The organism is Synechococcus sp. M16.1 (assembly GCF_014279895.1).
Lineage (GTDB): Bacteria > Cyanobacteriota > Cyanobacteriia > PCC-6307 > Cyanobiaceae > Parasynechococcus.
Window position 1 is genome coordinate 493,015 of sequence record NZ_CP047954.1, and the last position, 17,396, is coordinate 510,410.

22 protein-coding genes are annotated in these 17,396 nt (G+C 62.2%); 8 read left to right on the top strand and 14 right to left on the bottom strand.

What is annotated here, in order from left to right; translation table 11 throughout:
- Window positions 1-17: 17 nt before the first annotated feature.
- The 10 genes from SynM161_RS02685 to sppA form a co-directional block, all read right to left on the bottom strand.
- On the bottom strand, window positions 18-179 hold the full coding sequence (locus tag SynM161_RS02685; protein ID WP_006852120.1) for a hypothetical protein: 162 nt from the start codon (window positions 177-179) through the stop codon (window positions 18-20).
- A 78-nt stretch (window positions 180-257) separates the two neighbouring features.
- A complete protein-coding gene (locus SynM161_RS02690; protein ID WP_186541908.1) occupies window positions 258-1,748 on the bottom strand; it encodes an AAA family ATPase in 1,491 nt (496 codons plus the stop codon).
- Window positions 1,745-2,281, bottom strand: coding sequence for a DUF177 domain-containing protein (locus tag SynM161_RS02695; protein ID WP_115010347.1), 537 nt, complete (start codon window positions 2,279-2,281; stop codon window positions 1,745-1,747). The genes SynM161_RS02690 and SynM161_RS02695 overlap by 4 nt, the downstream gene beginning before the upstream one ends.
- Window positions 2,278-3,408 carry a membrane protein insertase YidC gene (gene yidC / locus SynM161_RS02700; RefSeq protein WP_186541909.1) on the bottom strand — a complete coding sequence of 377 codons (1,131 nt, stop codon included), beginning with the start codon at window positions 3,406-3,408 and terminating at the stop codon, window positions 2,278-2,280. Before yidC ends, SynM161_RS02695 begins: the two co-directional genes overlap by 4 nt.
- A gap of 56 nt (window positions 3,409-3,464) precedes the next feature.
- Window positions 3,465-3,872 carry a PH domain-containing protein gene (locus SynM161_RS02705; protein WP_186541910.1) on the bottom strand — a complete coding sequence of 136 codons (408 nt, stop codon included), beginning with the start codon at window positions 3,870-3,872 and terminating at the stop codon, window positions 3,465-3,467.
- Window positions 3,869-4,255 (bottom strand): ribonuclease P protein component, encoded by a 387-nt coding sequence (locus tag SynM161_RS02710; RefSeq protein WP_011363583.1) that lies wholly within the window; start codon window positions 4,253-4,255, stop codon window positions 3,869-3,871. The genes SynM161_RS02705 and SynM161_RS02710 overlap by 4 nt, the downstream gene beginning before the upstream one ends.
- Before the next feature lie 61 nt (window positions 4,256-4,316).
- Window positions 4,317-4,454 (bottom strand): 50S ribosomal protein L34, encoded by a 138-nt coding sequence (gene rpmH / locus SynM161_RS02715; RefSeq protein WP_011363584.1) that lies wholly within the window; start codon window positions 4,452-4,454, stop codon window positions 4,317-4,319.
- A 46-nt stretch (window positions 4,455-4,500) separates the two neighbouring features.
- Window positions 4,501-5,076 (bottom strand): DUF2808 domain-containing protein, encoded by a 576-nt coding sequence (locus SynM161_RS02720; protein WP_186541911.1) that lies wholly within the window; start codon window positions 5,074-5,076, stop codon window positions 4,501-4,503.
- 75 nt (window positions 5,077-5,151) lie between these two features.
- Window positions 5,152-5,535: a chorismate mutase gene (gene aroH, locus SynM161_RS02725; RefSeq protein ID WP_186541912.1), complete on the bottom strand. Its 384-nt coding sequence runs from the start codon at window positions 5,533-5,535 to the stop codon at window positions 5,152-5,154.
- Window positions 5,532-6,344, bottom strand: coding sequence for a signal peptide peptidase SppA (sppA, locus tag SynM161_RS02730; RefSeq protein WP_186542416.1), 813 nt, complete (start codon window positions 6,342-6,344; stop codon window positions 5,532-5,534). The genes aroH and sppA overlap by 4 nt, the downstream gene beginning before the upstream one ends.
- A 53-nt stretch (window positions 6,345-6,397) precedes the next feature.
- Between sppA and SynM161_RS02735 the strand changes: the two genes are divergently transcribed.
- The 3 genes from SynM161_RS02735 to SynM161_RS02745 are packed head-to-tail and all read left to right on the top strand — an operon-like array spanning window position 6,398 to window position 10,249.
- On the top strand, window positions 6,398-7,339 hold the full coding sequence (locus SynM161_RS02735) for a DMT family transporter (protein WP_186541913.1): 942 nt from the start codon (window positions 6,398-6,400) through the stop codon (window positions 7,337-7,339).
- A complete protein-coding gene (locus SynM161_RS02740; RefSeq protein WP_186541914.1) occupies window positions 7,336-8,445 on the top strand; it encodes a glycosyltransferase in 1,110 nt (369 codons plus the stop codon). Before SynM161_RS02735 ends, SynM161_RS02740 begins: the two co-directional genes overlap by 4 nt.
- Window positions 8,420-10,249: a glycosyltransferase family 39 protein gene (locus tag SynM161_RS02745; protein ID WP_186541915.1), complete on the top strand. Its 1,830-nt coding sequence runs from the start codon at window positions 8,420-8,422 to the stop codon at window positions 10,247-10,249. Before SynM161_RS02740 ends, SynM161_RS02745 begins: the two co-directional genes overlap by 26 nt.
- Before the next feature lie 11 nt (window positions 10,250-10,260).
- Here SynM161_RS02745 and SynM161_RS02750 read toward each other — a convergent pair whose 3' ends face one another.
- The gene (locus SynM161_RS02750) at window positions 10,261-10,782 is read right to left on the bottom strand and encodes a DciA family protein (protein ID WP_186541916.1); all 522 of its coding nucleotides are present in this window, start codon (window positions 10,780-10,782) and stop codon (window positions 10,261-10,263) included.
- A 64-nt stretch (window positions 10,783-10,846) separates the two neighbouring features.
- On the opposite strand from SynM161_RS02750, the gene SynM161_RS02755 reads away from it, so the two are divergent.
- From SynM161_RS02755 to SynM161_RS02775, 5 genes are all read left to right on the top strand, one after another.
- On the top strand, window positions 10,847-11,620 hold the full coding sequence (locus SynM161_RS02755) for a PspA/IM30 family protein (protein WP_186514802.1): 774 nt from the start codon (window positions 10,847-10,849) through the stop codon (window positions 11,618-11,620).
- 56 nt (window positions 11,621-11,676) lie between these two features.
- On the top strand, window positions 11,677-12,003 hold the full coding sequence (gene trxA / locus SynM161_RS02760) for a thioredoxin (protein WP_170950537.1): 327 nt from the start codon (window positions 11,677-11,679) through the stop codon (window positions 12,001-12,003).
- Window positions 11,990-13,180, top strand: a complete 1,191-nt coding sequence (locus SynM161_RS02765) for an aminotransferase class I/II-fold pyridoxal phosphate-dependent enzyme (RefSeq protein WP_186541917.1) — start codon at window positions 11,990-11,992, stop codon at window positions 13,178-13,180. Before trxA ends, SynM161_RS02765 begins: the two co-directional genes overlap by 14 nt.
- Before the next feature lie 7 nt (window positions 13,181-13,187).
- On the top strand, window positions 13,188-13,955 hold the full coding sequence (locus SynM161_RS02770; RefSeq protein WP_186542421.1) for a biotin--[acetyl-CoA-carboxylase] ligase: 768 nt from the start codon (window positions 13,188-13,190) through the stop codon (window positions 13,953-13,955).
- Window positions 13,956-14,028: 73 nt separating this feature from the next.
- Window positions 14,029-14,877, top strand: coding sequence for a M23 family metallopeptidase (locus SynM161_RS02775; protein WP_186542423.1), 849 nt, complete (start codon window positions 14,029-14,031; stop codon window positions 14,875-14,877).
- A 30-nt stretch (window positions 14,878-14,907) separates the two neighbouring features.
- Here SynM161_RS02775 and SynM161_RS02780 read toward each other — a convergent pair whose 3' ends face one another.
- Genes SynM161_RS02780 through SynM161_RS02790 form a run of 3 tightly spaced genes read right to left on the bottom strand, consistent with a single transcriptional unit; the run spans window position 14,908 to window position 17,396 of the window.
- Entirely contained in the window at window positions 14,908-15,114 is a 207-nt protein-coding gene (locus SynM161_RS02780; RefSeq protein WP_255441882.1) for a response regulator, read from the bottom strand.
- Window positions 15,115-15,133: 19 nt separating this feature from the next.
- A complete protein-coding gene (locus SynM161_RS02785; RefSeq protein ID WP_186541918.1) occupies window positions 15,134-15,832 on the bottom strand; it encodes an ABC transporter ATP-binding protein in 699 nt (232 codons plus the stop codon).
- Window positions 15,825-17,396, bottom strand: coding sequence for an NAD(P)H-quinone oxidoreductase subunit N (locus SynM161_RS02790; protein ID WP_186542426.1), 1,572 nt, complete (start codon window positions 17,394-17,396; stop codon window positions 15,825-15,827). The genes SynM161_RS02785 and SynM161_RS02790 overlap by 8 nt, the downstream gene beginning before the upstream one ends.

Below are 17,396 nucleotides of genomic sequence, written 5' to 3' on the forward strand. Positions count from 1 at the left end.
GCCTATGGCAGTCCGTTTCAGAGCACCTGGCCGACCATCACCGCCGCGATGCCCGAGAACAGGGTGATGCCAAGGGCGGTGAGGGGGCTTTGCCCCTGGGCGACGGCCATGGTCGTGATCACACCGGCACCAAGGCAGGCCACGCAGAGCTGAGTGGCGATGTCGTTGCGGCTCTCCACGTTGGTCCTGCTGTTGTTGGGACCGTAGAAAGCGCGCCGGCCAGCGCCTTCCTCAAGGCGGGCGTTCGTTACGCCGCGTCAGGCTTCGTTACCTGCAGCAACAGAGGCGGGGCGGGCACGGCCGCCGTCAGCCCACAGTTTCAGCCGCTCGAGTTGTTCGCTGGCGGTGCGGGAGAGGGGGATGAGCTGGGAGGCCGCTCCAATCAGATCAGGCTCCGTCAACTCACGGTTGTCGGCAAAGGCCAGGTGCATCGCTTCGATCACGGTCTGCTCCAGCTCGGCACCTGAGAAGCCCTCACTGCGGCTTACCACCGTCTCCAGGGGAAGCTTCAGCCCCGGTCGTCTCCGTTCCAGATGCAGCTCAAGAATGCTGCGGCGCTCAGCGCTGCTGGGCAGATCGAGCATGAAGATCTCATCGAAACGTCCCTTTCGCAGCAGCTCCGGTGGCAGCTTCTCAACGCCGTTGGCGGTGGCCACCACGAACACCGGTGACTGTTTCTCCGCCATCCAGGTGAGCACGTTGGCCAGAACCCGCTGGGTTGTGCCGCCGTCACTGCGGCCATCCCCGCCGAAGCCCTTGTCGATCTCATCGATCCAGAGCACGCAGGGTGCCATGGCTTCAGCCCGTTGAATCATCTCGCGAGTGCGTGCCTCGCTGGCCCCCACCAGACCCGCGAACAGCCGCCCCACATCCAGCCGCAACAGGGGCATCGACCAACTGCAGGCGATGGCCTTGGCCGTGAGGGATTTGCCGGTGCCTTGAGGGCCCACGAGCAGGACGCCACGGGGCAGAGGCAGTCCGAAACGCCGTGCATCTTCCGAGAAGGCCCGGTGCCGCTGGTTCAGCCAGGTCTTGAGACCATCGAGGCCACCGATGGCTTCGGTTCCCGCATCGCTGCGACAGAACTCCAGTACCTCACTGCGGGCAATCGTTTGACGTTTTTCGTCCAGAACGTCCTGCAGATCCTCAGATCCCAACTGGCCGCGGCGGGCCAGGGCCCGGGCAGCCACCTGGCGAACACGCATCTCGCTGAGCCCGCTGCAGGCCTGAGCCAATTCATCCAGGACAGGAGCTGGCAGGGGGGTGCCGCTGCTGGTGCCGATGCTGCTGATCAGCCGGCGCAGGTCGTCGCTGTCGGGAAGGGGGAGATCGAGAAGCGTGAGGCTTTCTTCCAGATCGCCGGGGGGTGTCCATTGCCCGCAGCACAACACCAGGGTGTGCGGGGTGCTGCGCAGGGATGCTTCGAGATTGCGCAGCATCCGGGCAACGCCCGGGTCATCGCAGAAACGATGAAAATCCTTGGCGAGCAGAAGGGTTGGGCTGCCAGCATCCCGTTGCTGAAGCCACTGCAGCATGGCCATCGGTTGACGGCTCCCCTGGCCATCGGAATTCACCGGCCCGCTGATGCCATCGATGAAATTCCAGCAGACCAGCTGGCGTGCAAGCCGCTGAGCAGCCTCTCCCAGCAGGCTCTCCACCCGGGCTTCCTCATTGCTCCGCACCCAGATCAGGGGTGTGCGCGCCCGTACCAGAAGGTCGATCTGATGTCCCCAGGTGGCACTGCTCATGGCTGATCGATCTGCTGCTGAAGCTGCTGCAGGGCCTGCCAGCGGGGATCCACAGCCTTTGTCTTGGTGTCTGGGATCACGGGCTGCTGCTGGAGGCCTGGTGGGCCTGGGCAGTGGTCACCGCAATGATTGACAACCGGCAACAGCAGGTTGAGCTGTTCGAAGGCCCATTGCTGGGGGTCAAATTGACCGCGTGGATCGAGAACATCCACCAGCCCTTCCATCTCGGCCACCTCTCCGGAAAGCTCCAGCTCGTCGGCCGTCGGTTGCTCGTCTCCCAGCCAGATCAGCTCGGAAGGCGTGCAGCTGAGCTTCTGATTGAACTGATTCAGGCAGCGATCGCAGCAGAGCGTGACGATCGTGTTGAGTCTCCCCTCAACCGCCAAGACGTTGCCGCGGTGCTCTGCGGAAACATGGCCTCGCACTGGTGTGAGTGAGGGGAGCTCATCGAGCTCACCCTCAACCTCCCAGACTTTCGCGGTGCCGAGGGCCCGGAGCTCCTGGAGGGGAACAGGCTCCAGTGCCTCGATCACTTGCCCTTCGGTTCAAAGGGCAGGCGTGAGCCGCCTGAGGTGGCAGAGACCGTCACTGTTTTCTGGGCCAATTGCTGATCCAGAATTTTCTGCAGGTTGTCGGGCAGTGCCTCTTTGGTGAGGATGAAGGTCTGCAGGCCTTGGAAGATGTTGGCGATCAGCATGTAGAGCAGAACGCCGGCGGGGAGTGGGAAGAACAAGAACATCCCCGTGATCATCACCGGAGTGATTTTGTTGGCCGTGGCCTGCTGAGGGTTGGCAGGCATGCCCATGCCCGAAAGCAGTTGGGAGATGAACAGGGTGATGCCGAAGCCGGCAACGAGAATGGCGATGTCCCAGTTGATGGCACCGTCGGCATAGAAGCCAACCTGGCCCAGGGCTTTGATGAACAGGAAGCCGCTACGGGCTGCCAGGCCCGGAATCTTCGCTTCAACGGTGGCGTCACCGGAGGCGAGGGCCGTGATCGTGCCGTCCTCACTGACGCTGACGATGTCATCACCTTTGGTCACTGCCCAGGTGGGGGAGAAGCGTCCAGGGTTCTCAACATCCGTGAGCACGTCGCTGAAGGCGCGGCCGTCCTTCGTATGAAGGTTCACGGTGGCGCTGTCGCCAACGCCGATCTTGGTGCCCCGCGGCAGGCTGGCGATCACCGGCACGTGGTCGGTTTCGCCGATGAAGATGGAATGGCTGGCGCTGTTGAAGGGTTTGGGTTCAACGGCAGCGATCTGGTCGGCCGGCAACACCTTCATGTTCAAGGTGTAAGGGACATCGGCGAACGGTGATCCCCGCAGGGTTGCAAACAGTGCAAACAGGATCGGCATCTGCACCAGCAGCGGCAGGCATCCCGCCAGGGGGCTGCCGAATTCCTTCATCACATTGCCCAGCTCCTCCTGCTGTTTCTGAGGATTGTTGGCATACCGGCTTTTGATCTCAGCCTGACGTTTCTGAATCACCGGTTGGGCGATGCGCATGCGCCGAGCGCTGCGAATCGATCCTGCGCTCAGGGGGTAGAGCGCGATCCGTATCACGAGGGTGAGGGCGACGATGGCCAGGCCATAGCTCGGAACCAACCCATAGAAGAAGTCCAGGATTGGAATCAGCAGGTTGTCGGAGATGTATCCGATCACGTTGAAGAAACGGGGGGGCGGGACGTTGTGAGGCCAGTGTGCATGAACAGCTGCACTCAGGCGGCGAAACCTTCAGTGGTTTTCTCTTGGGCTTTGGCCGCACGGCTGCTGATGCGTTCGAGGATGTAGGCCTCAACTTCCCGGAATCGGGGCATCGAGCGCAGTTCGAGCCTGGCGCCGTCCTTGAGCACCAACACCATGTCTCCCCAGGCACCGAAGCCCCGGGGCACGGTGCGCACTTCGCTGATCTGTGAATACACAACCTGGGTTTTGTCTTTGCCCATCCAGCCCCCCGTCACCGAGATGCGGCGACTGGTGATGTGGAAGCGCAGCCAAAGGGCCCGAACAACGGCTCCGATGGTGAAGGGAAGGCCGATCAGGGTGAAGCCAAGCAGGATGTTGAAGATCAGATCCCCGCGGGCTGGTCCACCGTCGTAGTGGACATCTTCCTGAATGCTGGTCATGGATCCAGTCCGGCGCTTCTGAGAAGACTGTCGCATTCTTCGAGCAACTGTGTGGGTTCGGCTTCCGCGGCTTCCGGGCGAAGGCTGATCAGCAACCACCGGCCCGCCAGATCGTTTCGTTGTTCAAAACGTCGACGCAGGTGGTCATGCAGAAGCCGCCTGAGCCGGTTCCGCTTGACGGAACGCTTGCTCACTTTGTTGCTGATCACAAGGGCGCAGCGGCAGGTTCTTTCCTGGATGCCCCGCAACTCCCGGCGAAGCAAGTTGGAATCACCTGCAGCGACGCGCAGAACCATCAAGGTTCCGTGTTGGCGCTTGGAGGACCGGTGCAAACGGTTGAAGCATCGATGCCCGCGCAATCGCATGGAGGCGGGAAGGACCATCAACCAATTCTGTTTGGGGATGCCGAGGCTGGGGTGAATTCTCTGAATTCACCCCACACCATCAAGCGGCGAGGCGGGCGCGGCCGCGCTTGCGGCGCGTGCGGATCACACGACGGCCGGTGTGGGAGCGCATCCGTACACGGAAACCCGAGACGCGCTTCCTCTTGCGGTTTGTTCCCCCGAGGGTGCGCTTGGTCATGGACGTCTCCTGGCTACCGGCCGATCTGAATCTGGGATTTTATCAGTCAGTCCACATCGATCAGCCAGCTGCCGCGGTAGCCGGACATCGGCACATCGCCGGGGGCCTGCACCAGGGCGTTGAACTGATACATGCGCTCCCCCTGGGGGTTGAACAGCTTGATGTGAAGCGAGTAGTCCCCGTCTGAAGGCAGCGGCGTGTCGGGGAAGACCACGATTTCTGTTTGGTCTTTGTTGACCTCAATCACCGCCGGGATCTCTTCGAGACACTTGCTGCGGCTCATCATGCTGCCAACGCTGGTGCGGCAAATGCGCATGCGGTGGGGCTTGAGCTTGGAGTCGAAGTAGTCCGGAACGGTGACGGTGAGTTTGAGAATCGCGGTCTTGCGGTCCTTTTTGCGCAGGGTGAGGTACCACTCCGAGCGGTCGTTTTCGATGCTGGAGGTTTGGTAGTAGTACAGCTTCCGGTAGTCCCGGTCGTTGTCCCAGCGGAATTCCATCAGCCCCGGTGTGCCCTGGGCGTGGGCGATCTGCTCGGGAGTTCCGGTGAGTGCTGAGCCCATCAACAGAGCTGCAGCAGTGCCGGCTCCAGCAAGCAAGCGTCTGATGGGGGAACGGGCCATGGGAAGAATCTTGATGATGGGATTCTCCTGAGTCCAACCAGTGGGCGGTGATCTCAGGGGTCGGAGGCTGATCTGTCAGTTGTGACCAGATCTGTCTGGACGGAGCCGCTGCGCGTCGCCCTGATAAGGATGCACGGGTTGCTGGTCCTGCGGGATCCAGGCGTGGGCCAGAACACGGATGCAGCGGGGGAGGTCGCCTTGAACCGCCATTTGCTGGCAATCCAGCAAAGCCACCGTGTCCCAGCCGGGCCGCCGCCTGGCAATGGCCGCCGGGAAACAGGCGTCGAGATCGGCTGTGACCGAGAAGGTCACCGACACCAGCTGATCGGGGGTCAGACCATTGCGATCGACAAGGGCGTCCATCAGGGCGCTGACTGCCGCATGGATGGCCTCCGTGCTGTTCTCCGTGCAGGTGGTGGCCCCGCGCAGGCCTCTCAGAACAAGGGGTGAGCTGGTCATGGGCGGTACAGCCAAAGCACTTGACCGCTCCCCATCAATTCAATCGAGAGTCGCTGCTGCAGTTGATGCAGGAGCTGGGACCCAGGCAGTAAGCCACTGAGCTTGCGGCGTTGCTTGCCCAGGGTGACGGGGCGAATGTCGTCCGCGTCGAGATCGGCCAGTTGCGCCGCGAGGCGACGGGCATGGTCTTCGTCGCCGAGTTCATCCACCAAGCCCAGCGCCTGTGCCTGTTCTCCGCTGAACACCCGTCCATCGGCGAAGCGCTTCACCGTTTCCAGCTCAAGGTTTCGTCCCTGCGCCACAACACCAACGAACTGGCCATAGCTGCTGTCGATCAGCTCCTGAAGCAATGCACGTTCGGCATCGCTCAGCGGACGATCCGGGGAAAGGATGTCCTTGAACGGGCCGCTCTTCACCGTGTCGAAGCGAATCCCGATCTTTTCGAACACCCGCGAGAGGTCGTTGCCCCGCAGGATCACCCCGATGGAACCGGTGATCGTGCCGGGATTGGCGACGATTTTCTCCGCAGCCACACCGATGTAGACGCCGCCGGAGGCGGAGATGTTGCCGAAGCTGGCCACCACACGACAGCCCTGTTCCCGGAGCCGCAGCAGGGCTGCATAAATCTCCTGGCTGTCTCCAACCGTGCCGCCGGGGCTGTCAATGCGCAGCAGCAGTGCTGGAAATTCCCTTTGCTTCACCTCCCGCAGCGCTTTGAGCACCCGCTTCCGCGTGGCACCGGTGATGGGGCCATCAACAACGATGCGCGCCATCCGTCGTCGGGATTTTCGCCGCCAGGGCCAGATCATGTTGCGCATCTGCATCGCTCCAGATCTTAAAAAGAGCACCCCAGCGCCCATCCATGCCGTCGTTGCGACTCTGGTTTCTGATGGTGTTGCCCTTCGCGCTCTGGGGAACGGCGATGACCGCCATGGCGCCATTGCTCGCCAGCGCAGGGCCTTGGCTGGTTGCTGGCTTGCGCCTTGTGCCCGCCGGTTTGGCTCTTCTGCTCTGGGGCCAGTGCACCGGCCGAGGCCTGGCGATCGATTCCCGTGATCGGCCTTGGTTCCTCCTGTTCACCCTGGTGGATGCCACCTTGTTTCAAGGCCTGTTGGCGCGGGGGTTGGAGGGCACAGGCGCGGGTCTCGGTTCCGTCCTGATTGATTGCCAACCTCTGTTGGTGGCCCTGATGGCACGCGCGTTGTTCATGGAGTCGATCAATCCCATCGGCTGGATGGGGCTGGCCATCGGTTTGGCTGGAATCGTCTGCATCGGCCTACCGGCTGAGCTGTTGGGACATTGGTGGTTGTTGGCTGACCCGCCGGTGGTGCAGCAGTTGTTTCAGCCCGGTGAGGGCTGGATGTTGCTGGCGGCCGTCGCCATGGCAGCTGGGACGGTGTTGATTCGCTTTGCCTCACGCCACAGTGATCCGGTCAGCGTTACGGCCTGGCACATGGTGCTGGGGGGACTTCCCTTGCTCGGGGTTCATGCCCTGCAGCGCACGGATGCCGGCTTGGTCTGGACGGCAACGGACTGGGCGCGCATGGGGTACGCAAGTTTGCTCGGAAGCGCCCTGGCCTACGGATTGTTCTTCTGGTTCGCCAATCAGCGCGATCTCACCAGTTTCAGCAGCCTTGGATTTCTCACCCCTGTGTTTGCCTTGGCCACCGGTGGTTGGTTGCTTGGAGAGCGCCTTGATCTGCTCCAGTGGATCGGTGTTGTGATGGTGCTCGTGTCGGTGATCTTTGTGAGTCAACGTCGCCGGTTCTGGGAGCCGCTGTCGCTTGCGGACCCCTCCTCATGACGGAGTCGCCGCTTCACCTCGTCATCGTCAACACGCCCATCGGGGCCCTCGGTAGTGGCGAGGGTGGAGGTGTGGAGCTCACCCTCCGATCCTTGGTGCAGGGGTTGGTGCGGCGTGGCCACAGGGTCACGGTTGTGGCCGCCAAGGGCTCCACGCTCCCCGTCGACTGCAGAGGAGTTGAGTTGCTGGAGGTGGAGGGTGTGAACCAGCCCAGCTGGCAGCACGCCGCCGAGCATGCGCCGGTAGAAATTCCCCGTAATGGGCTTCTGCCGGCTCTCTGGGAGGCCGCGCTCGATGTGGGTCAGTCCGCCGACGCCGTGATCAACGGTGGCTACGACTGGCTGCCGCTGTGGCTGACGCAACGGGTCAGCGCCAGGCTCTTTCATCTCGTGAGCATGGGGGATGTGGCTGCGGTGATGCGCGATGTGATCGAAGCCGTCGCCGCCTGGGATTCCCGTCGCCTTGCTTTTCACACCCACCGCCAGGCCGCTGATTTCCGGCTGCCTTCTCCGCCCAGTGTTGTGGGCAACGGATTTGATCTCAGCAACTACACCTTCCAAGGGCAGACCAATGGCCCCCTTGGTTGGGCAGGCCGCATCGCTCCGGAAAAGGGGCTGGAGGATGCTGCTGCTGCCGCTGCCGCCCTGGGTGAACAGCTTCTGGTTTGGGGGCTGCGTGAAGACGACGCCTATGCCCGGCAGGTGGAGTCGAGTGTTCCTAAGGGCACGATCGACTGGCGTGGATTTCGATCGACCCGGGAGCTGCAGCAGGAGATGGGCCACTGCCGCGCTCTGATCAACACACCGAAATGGAATGAGGCCTACGGCAATGTTGTGGTTGAAGCCCTGGCCTGTGGTGTTCCGGTCGTCGCCTATGACCGTGGAGGACCGGGGGAGCTGATCTGTTCCGGTCGCACTGGCTGGTTGGTGCCGCCCGACGATGTTGCTGCCATCACGGAGGCTCTTCGGCGTGTCGACAGCATTGAGCGCTCCCTCTGCCGCAGCTGGGCTGAAGAGCACGCCTCTTGTGAGGTCTTCAGTCAGCGTGTTGAAGCTTGGGTTCGAACAGGACTGACGGCGGATGTCAGCATCAACCGCAGGAGCTGAAGGTCCCTTGTCGGTCAATGTTTCAGGACGCCAGCGACGCCAGGTTCTGGCACTTGTGCTGACCCTGGGACTCGTTATCACCTTTTGGCGGTTGGGATCCACCGGTGTGGTGGATGAAACTCCGCCGTTGTTTGCCGCAGCCGGACGGGCCATGGCTGACACCGGCGATTGGCTGACGCCTCGTGTGAACGGCTTGCCCCGTTACGACAAACCGCCCCTGGTGTACTGGCTGATGGGGTTTGGCTATGCCTGGCCCGGACGCGAGGTTTGGGATCCTCTCGGCAGTTGGGCGGCACGGCTTCCTTCCGCCCTGGCCACGCTCGGACTGATGCTTGGCCTCGCCGATACGGTGCTGCGCTGGCCGTTCTCCGGCGATGCCCGTCCGCGTTTGACGGCACTGATCGCACCGCTGGCCTTTGCCTTCTCGCCGCTGGTGCTCGTCTGGAGCCGCACCGCAGTGAGTGATGCCCTGTTGTGTGGCCTGTTGGGTCTCAGCCTGTTGTTGCAGTGGAGGCGTTTTGCCGCCCCCCAAGAGGTGGCCTGGTGGCCAGCCTGGGTGATTCTCGGATTCGCAGTGCTGGCCAAGGGGCCTGTTGCTGTGGTGCTGTCTGGTCTCGCTCTGCTGATGTTCGGCGCGTTGCGACGCGATCTTGTTCAACCCTGGCAGCGGCTGCGCCCGCTGCCAGGGTTGCTGCTCACCGCTCTGATCAGCCTTCCCTGGTATGCCCTGGAGTTGCTGGTGGAAGGACAGCCCTTCTGGGACAGCTTTTTCGGCTACCACAACCTTCAACGCTTCACCTCCGTGGTGAACGATCACCTGCAGCCCTGGTGGTTTTTCGGCCCGGTGATGCTCGTGGCTGCCCTGCCCTTCACGCCCTACCTGCTGATTGGCCTGGCACGGGTGCCCCGATCTCGAATCGCTCCGGAGCATTCGTTGCATCAATTCGCAGCGTGCTGGCTGTTGGCGGTGCTGCTGCTGTTCACCACCGCAGCCACCAAGCTCCCCAGTTATTGGTTGCCCGCCACCCCCGCGGCGGCCCTGTTGGTGGCCCAGGCCACGGTGGGCTCTTCGCGCTGGCAACGGATGGCCTGGGCAACTTGCCTGGCCTTGATCGCCGTCCTGGCTGCTGGGTTCTGGCGGGGATCGCTCTGGGTTCCCTTGATCGAGGATCCGGAGATGCCGACGCTGTCGGTGGATTTGCTTGCCAGCGGTTTGTTGAAGTGGGCTGCGGTCTGGTTCAGCGCTGCAGCCGTGCTTGGAGCCGGTCTGTTGCTTCAGCGTCGTGCTGCTGCTCAAGCCTTGCTGGCCATGCAGGGCTGTCTGCTCGGATTTCATCTCACGGCTCTGGTTCCTATCGCCGAACTCGCCGATCGTCTGCGTCAGCAGCCCGTGCGTGACGCGGCCTCACTGATGTTGTCGCAGCAGCGCCGTGGAGAGCCCATGGTCATGGTTGGCGCCATGAAGCCTTCGCTGCACTTCTACACAGGCCAGGTGATCCTTTACGAAGGCCAATCCGATGGGGCGTTGGTCAACATTGCGGATCGCCTGGCCCATGAACAGCGACGCGGCTGGAGTGGATATCCCCTCGGGAGCCCCGGTGCCTCCAGAACCGTACTGGTGCTGATCGATCGCGGAACGGCAGAACGGGATCATTGGAGGAACCTGCAGCCTGAGCTGCTGGGACAGATCGGGATCTACGACGTTTGGCGTCTGGACCGCACTCGCCTTGAGCAACGGGCACAAACCCTGATGGCCGATGGCGTCGATGCCGACTGGGAGGAGCCGCGCCCGGAGCGGTATTGAGTTGTGGAGCCTTAGGAGGGCGACAAGGTCTGGCGATGGCAAAAACCGCAGTGCCCCCAGAGCTTGACTTCTCCGTTGGGTGCTGGTCGGCCGCAGTCCGGGCATGTCCCCATGCCGTGCACATCGGTGCGGCTCGGATGCTGGGCCCAAATGCTGGCTTCGCTCTCCAGCACTGGGGATTGGAGGGAGTGGTGTTGCTGAATGCGCAGATCACGCACCGCGTGGCCGGCTTGGTGCAGGGCGCTGATCAGTTGAGGCTTGTTGTAAAGGAGAGCCTGGCGCCATTGAGGATGGCTGGCTCCCACGGTCAGCACCCCGCGTTGCAGCGATAGGGGGCGGCAGTGCGGTGCTAGTTGCGCTCCCGCAACTCTCGGCCAGTCCTGCCAGAGCGCTGCCAGATGGTCGTCCTTGCGCCACTCCCTCTGAAGTGCGCCAAGACAGGTTTTCAAGGGTTCTGCCGGTGCTGGCGCAGCTGACTGCAGCAGCTCCAGGCCCGGAAGGCGACGCCGTTGGGATTCAGGTGCAACCGCCATGGGTTGATCCTAGGCAGAACTGCTGCAGGAACCTCGCTAATCTCAGCGCGTCTGAGGCCAAGTCATGGGTTTCTTTGATCGGCTGAGCAGGCTGGTTCGTGCCAACGCCAACGCTGCCGTCAGCAGCATGGAGGACCCGGCCAAGATCCTTGATCAATCCGTCGCTGACATGCAGGCGGATCTGGTCAAGTTGCGTCAGGCGGTTGCCCTGGCGATCGCGAGTCAGAAGCGACTGACCAGCCAGGCTGAGCAGGCTGCAGCTCAATCCAAGACCTGGTATGAGCGTGCTGAGCTGGCGTTGAAGAAGGGTGAGGAATCCCTGGCTCGGGAAGCATTGACCCGCCGCAAGACGTTCCAGGAGACAGCAACCTCGCTGACGGCCCAGGTCCAGGCCCAGGACGGCCAGGTGGAATCGCTCAAGAAGAGTCTGGTTGCCCTCGAAGGAAAGATCGCTGAAGCCAAGACCAAGAAGGACATGCTCAAGGCCAGGGCCCAGGCGGCCAAGGCCCAGCAGCAGTTGCAAAGTGCCGTTGGCAGCATCGGCACTGATTCCGCCATGGCGGCCTTCGAGCGGATGGAGGAAAAGGTGGAGGCCCTGGAGGCCACCGGCCAGGCTGCGGCTGAGCTGGCTGGATCTGATCTGGAGAGTCAGTTCGCGGCTTTGGAAAGCGGTGGCGGTGTTGATGATGATCTCGAGGCGTTGCGCGCTCAGCTGAAGGGAGGCCCGGAAGCCGTTGCTCTTCCCGCATCTGAGACCTCCGAGGCCGTGAAGCCCGTGCAGGTGGAAGAGGTGGATGCTGAACTCGAAGACTTGAAACGATCCATCGACAAGCTCTGATCAACCCAGGAAAGTCGTCCGGCTTTCCATAGGATCAGTTCAGTCATTTGAGTGCCTTGGCTGGAGCTGTTGCCGATTTCACCGACGCTGGTTTTGAACGTGAAGTTCTCAAGGCTTCCGGCACGGTCCTCGTCGATTTCTGGGCTGCCTGGTGCGGCCCCTGCCGACTGATCGCACCGTTGATGGATTGGGTGGCGAGCGACTACGGCGATCGCGTCAGCGTCGGCAAGCTCGAGGTGGATTCCAATCCTCAGACCCGTGACGCTTACCAGGTTCAGGGCATCCCCACACTCATCCTCTTCCGCAACGGTGAAGTGGTGGCGCGGCATGAAGGTGCCATCGCCAAACCGCAGCTGCAGTCCTTCCTGGATGCCAACCTCTAAGCGGCTTGCCTCACTGGGCAGCGCTGTTTTTGCCCGTGTTGATGCCGCCAAACAGGCTTATCGGCTCGAGGCGTCTTCTTCGGTCCGTCCGGATCTGGTGGATCTCTCCATCGGATCCTCTGATCTTCGGCCTCCCACGGCGTTGTTGGACTCCATGGCCTCAGCGGTCATGGAGTCCAGCAGCAGCTCCTATTGCCTTCAAGCCGGACTGAGGCCTTTTCATGCCGCCGTCGCGGACTGGTGTCGGTATCGCTTCGACGTTGCCGTGGATCCTGATCATGAGGTCCAGTTGTTGGTGGGATCCCAGGAAGGAACCGCCCATCTGCCACTGGCGGTGCTGGATCCCGGTGACGCCGCCTTGCATCTGGACCCCTGTTATCCGTCCCATACCGGTGGATTGCACCTGGCGGGAGCCCGGACCACGGCCCTTTCTCTTTCCCCTGAAAACGACTGGCGGCCGGACCTGACGACCATCAGCCCCCAGCTCTGGGATCAACTGAAGCTGTTCGTTTTGGGGTATCCCCACAACCCTTCAGCCCGGGTGGGGGATCAGGAGGATCTCAATCGCATCACGGCGATCGCAGCTCGGCATGACGTGGTGATCGCTCACGACAATCCCTATGTGGATCTCGCCCTGGATGGAGAGCCTCCCTCGCTGTTGCAGGCTTCGAACTGGCGGGAGTGCGGCATTGAATTCTTCTCCCTTTCGAAGGGCTGGTGCCTTGGGGGATTCCGACTTGGTTTTGCCGTTGGGGCTGCACCGCTGATTGCCGCCCTGCGTCGCGTCAAGGCCGTCATCGATTTCAACCAGAGCCTGGCTCTGCAGCAGGGTGCGATTCAGGCCTTGCAACGCTTCCCCGATTGGCCGCGGCAACTGCATCCGACTTATCGCGAACGACGGGATCGTGTGGTCGAGACCCTCAGGGCACGCGGTTGGTCGGTTCCCTGTCCAGAGATGGCGATGTACCTCTGGTTCCCCTTGCCTGATGCGGCCCATCGTCGGGGCTGGAGTGATGAAGATGCCGCGAGGGAACTGCTTCAGCGCAGTGGTGTCGCTTTGACCCCTGGGTCTGGGTTTGGTGGCGGCGGTCGCCAGTGGCTGCGCATGGCGCTTGTGCGGCCATTGAATGAGTTGGTGGACGCTGCATCGCGTCTCGCGGATGCGATGGATGACTGATCAACGCATGCCGCAACATCGATTCCCACACTTCGGTGGTGGCCGGTTGATGGCGACGTATCGTCGCCTCGCTGGTGCCTCAGCACGCCACTGGTTCATCCGTCATGTGCCTGTGTGCAGCAGCACGGAGGAGCTGCTGGGGGCCTGGTTGCGCGATCAGCCTTCATTGATGGGACCTCGTGCCGTCATTGCCACCCACCAGCGCCGGGGAGTTGGCCAATGGGGGCGTGCCTGGGTTTCTCCGCCAGGTGGTGTCTGGATCAGTGCTGCTTTGCCTTGGCGGAGCCAAGGGTCCGGTCAGGCCGGCTTGCTTGGCTTGGCGCTGGCCCTTTCGGTGGTGCACCGGCTTGAGCAGCAGGGCCTTTCGGTTCAGATCAAATGGCCCAACGACCTGTTCGTGAACGGCCGCAAATTGGCGGGCCTTCTGCCAGGGGTGGTGCAGCGGGGCTCCCAGCTGCGTTTGCTACGCATCGGCCTGGGCCTAAATGTGCGGAATGCAGTTCCTGGCCATGCCATTGCCCTGAGAAGGCTTGAAGGGCAACAGGCTGCGGATCCGATCCGATGGACGGCGGAGGTTTTGCTGGCCTTCGATCATTGTCACGACGAAGGAGGCGATGGGGCCTGGTGCCTCGATGGCGTTGAGGCCAGGCTCTGGTCTGATCAGCTCGTCCATCCTCAAGACGGTCAGATCTGGCGGATTGCTGGCCTTGAACGCGATGGAGGGCTGCGGTTGCGTCAGGGTTCAAGGACTGAAACCTGGCGCCGCTGGCCTTGAGTTGGTGTCCCATCCATAGGATTCCTCGGCACAGCCGTCTTGTCCGTTGCTGGCTTGGTTCGCGCTGATCTGGATGTTGGTTCCAGCCGCGGCTGCGCAGGGTTTTGATCAGTCGCTCGATGGTCTGGTTCGCCAACGGGTGATCACGTCCCAGGAGCGCAAGCTGCTTCGGGGCGGTGGCGCGGCGGTTCCCATCGAACGAAGCCGTTTTGAGGAGGCCTGTCGCACTGGTGCTCTGTCCCGGCAGGACTGTGCTTCCGGGGTGGCCAGGCGTCCGCCGGGGGCACCGGCCTCAGCACGGGTTCGCTTGATCCCCTCCCGCCAACCGTTGCGTGTTCCTGTGTCAGCGCTTCTCGCCCCCGATGGCGGCACCTTTCGGCTGGAATCCGTCTTTGCGGTCACGCCCCGTCCGCTGCCAACTCCTGGCAATGGGGACAGTCAACTGCTCTTCCCGGTGGCTGGAGACGCTTTTAAAAGCAGTGGGTTTGGTTGGCGTCTGCATCCGATCCTGGGGAGCTGGCTGATGCATGCCGGGCGGGACTTTGCGGCACCGGAGGGCACACCGGTGGTGGCTGCTCTTTCGGGGCAGGTCTTAAGCAGTGGTCTTGTAGGTGGGTATGGCGTCGCCATCGAACTGGAACACGCCGAGCCATTGCGCCGCACGCTCTATGGCCATCTCTCGGAGATCTACGTGCGACCCGGTCAACCGGTGCGCCAGGGAGAGGTGATTGGCCGCGTCGGCAGCACAGGTCTCAGCACAGGGCCGCACCTGCATTTCGAGTTGCGCACACCATCGCGGGCCGGTTGGCAGGCCGTTGATCCAGGGGATCTGGATCTTTCCGCCGTGATGCGTGCCAATAACGATCCTGTTTCGCTCCTGTTCGGCCAGGTGTTGCGCAGCCTTGAACGTGATCAGCCCTAGCCCAGAGCGACGCCGAGCGAAACAGAGACGTCAGTTCGTCTGTTCCCTGCCTGGAAGCATCAAGTCCAGCAGAAGCAGATCGAAACGATCGGAGCCGGCTTCGTCGAGAAAGTCTTCTGCGGTCCCGAAGCAGATGCAGGCGTGCCCCTCATCGGTGATTTCAGCACTGATCAGCTGCTGAATGCGCGGATCATCTTCCACGACTGCAACACGAAGAGCCTTGGGGGTCTCCTCCATTAGCGCAGGGGCATTGCACTCATTGTGGGCATCCAGTGAGCGCCCGACCATCCTGGAATCGAGCAATGCGTTGTGCTCGGGCCGCCACATCGTCCTCATGGGTCACCATCACCAGGGTGATGCCCTGTTGGTGGAGTTCATCAAACAGTTCCAGCACCTCGGCGGTGGTGCTGGAGTCCAGAGCTCCTGTGGGTTCGTCCGCCAGCAACAGACTGGGGCGGTTGATGATGGCCCGGGCGATGGCCACCCGTTGTTGCTGCCCTCCGGAGAGCTGATTGGGCTTGTTCTCCAAACGTTGTGCCAGACCAACGCGGCGCAGGGCCGATTGGGCACGCTCGATCCGTTCCTCCCTGGGCACCCCCGCGTAGATCATCGGCAGCATCACGTTCTCCATGGCGCTGGCGTGGCCGAGCAGATGGAACTGCTGAAAGACAAACCCGAGCGAGCGGTTGCGAACGTCGGCTAAGGCATCGTCATCCAACAGTTCAACGGCCGTGCCATTGAGCCGGTAGGTGCCACTGGTGGGCCGGTCGAGGCAGCCAAGGATGTTCATCGCCGTGCTCTTGCCTGAGCCGCTGGCCCCCATCACCGCCAGGTAATCCCCCTCCTGAACGGTGAGATTCAGTTGGTCAAGAGCTTTGACTTCGAGATCACCAGATCCGTAGATCTTGCTGATCCCCCTGAGCTCAGCAACCGGCTGCTGCACAGCCTCAGCCAAGACCCTTCAGACTTGACAGGGCGATGGCTTGCTGAAGCAATGGCGTTCCTGCAACCGCTGTGTTGGCCCACTGGAAGAGTGGATTGGAGAGGATCCCACCAACGGCGGTGATCGCCACACATCCAATCAGGGCAACTCGAAGCGGCTGCATCCCCATCAACGACCAATTCACCTCGGGGTAGGCCTTGACCACATCGGAGGCCTCCTGAGGCTCTTTCACCACCATCATTTTGATGACGGAGATGTAGTAGTAGATCGACACCACGGAGGTGACCAGGCCAACCACCACCAGCAGGTATTCGTGGTTCGCCCAACCGGCAAAGAACAGATAGATCTTTCCGAAGAAACCCAGCATTGGCGGAATGCCACCCAGAGAAAGCAGGCAAAGACTGAGGCCGAGGGTGATCAGGGGATCCTTCTGGTAAAGCCCCGCGTAATCAGAAATTCGATCGCTTCCTGTGCGGATCGAGAAGAGGATGATGCAGGCGAAGGCCCCCAGGTTCATGAACAGGTAGGCCGCCATGTACAGAACCATGGCCGCGAAACCGTCCTCGGTGCCGCAGACCATGCCGATCATCACGAAGCCGGCCTGGCCGATCGAGCTGTAGGCCAGCATGCGCTTCATCGAGGTTTGGGCGAGGGCAACAACGTTGCCTAGGGTCATGCTCAACACCGCCAGAACGGTGAACAGCAATTTCCATTGATCATCGAAGGCACCGAAGCAACCCACCAGGATGCGAAGGGCCAGGGCGAATCCGGCGGCTTTGGAACCCACGGAAAGGAACGCCACCACAGGGGTTGGTGAGCCTTCGTAGACGTCAGGCGTCCACTGGTGGAAGGGAACGGCTGCGATCTTGAATGCAACGGTGGCCAAGACGAACACCAGGGCCAAAGCAGCCAGAGGTGTGGTGCTGGTTTGCAGAGCCAGGCCGATGGTGTCGAGGCTGGTGCTGCCGCTCAGGCCGTACAGCAGGGAAGAGCCGTACAGGAAAACAGCAGCGGCTGCCGATCCCACGAGCAGATATTTGAGTGCTGCTTCCGAGCTGCGGGCATCCCGCTTCATGTAGCCCGACAGCAGATAGCTGGCGACGGAGAGTGTCTCCAGCGAGATGAACACACTCACCAGATCCGTTGCCCCGCAAAGGAGCATGGCGCCGAGGGTTGCGGCGAGGAGGATGGCGGCGTACTCGCCAACGGGTGTGCCGCTCTTCTCCGCGTAACGCCAGCTGATCAGCAGCGACAGAAGCGTGGACAAGGCAATCACAGCCCGGAACGCCACCGCCAGGTTGTCGGCGAGGAAGGCTCCAAGGAACGAGGGCTCCAGCGGTGCGTTCCACTGCAGGGCCAGCAGCACCAGGGAGGTCCCCAGGCCCGCGTAACAAATCGGCGGCACCCAACGTGTGGCGACCTTTTCGCCGGCCAGGTCCACCAAGAGGGTGGCGATCATCGCCAGCAGAACTGCAGCTTCGGGCAGTACGGCGGAGGCATTGAGAGAGAGATTCAGCAGCTCACCAGGGGCAGCCGTGGCCTGGGTGGCGAGAAGGAAAGCACCCATGTCGGGCAT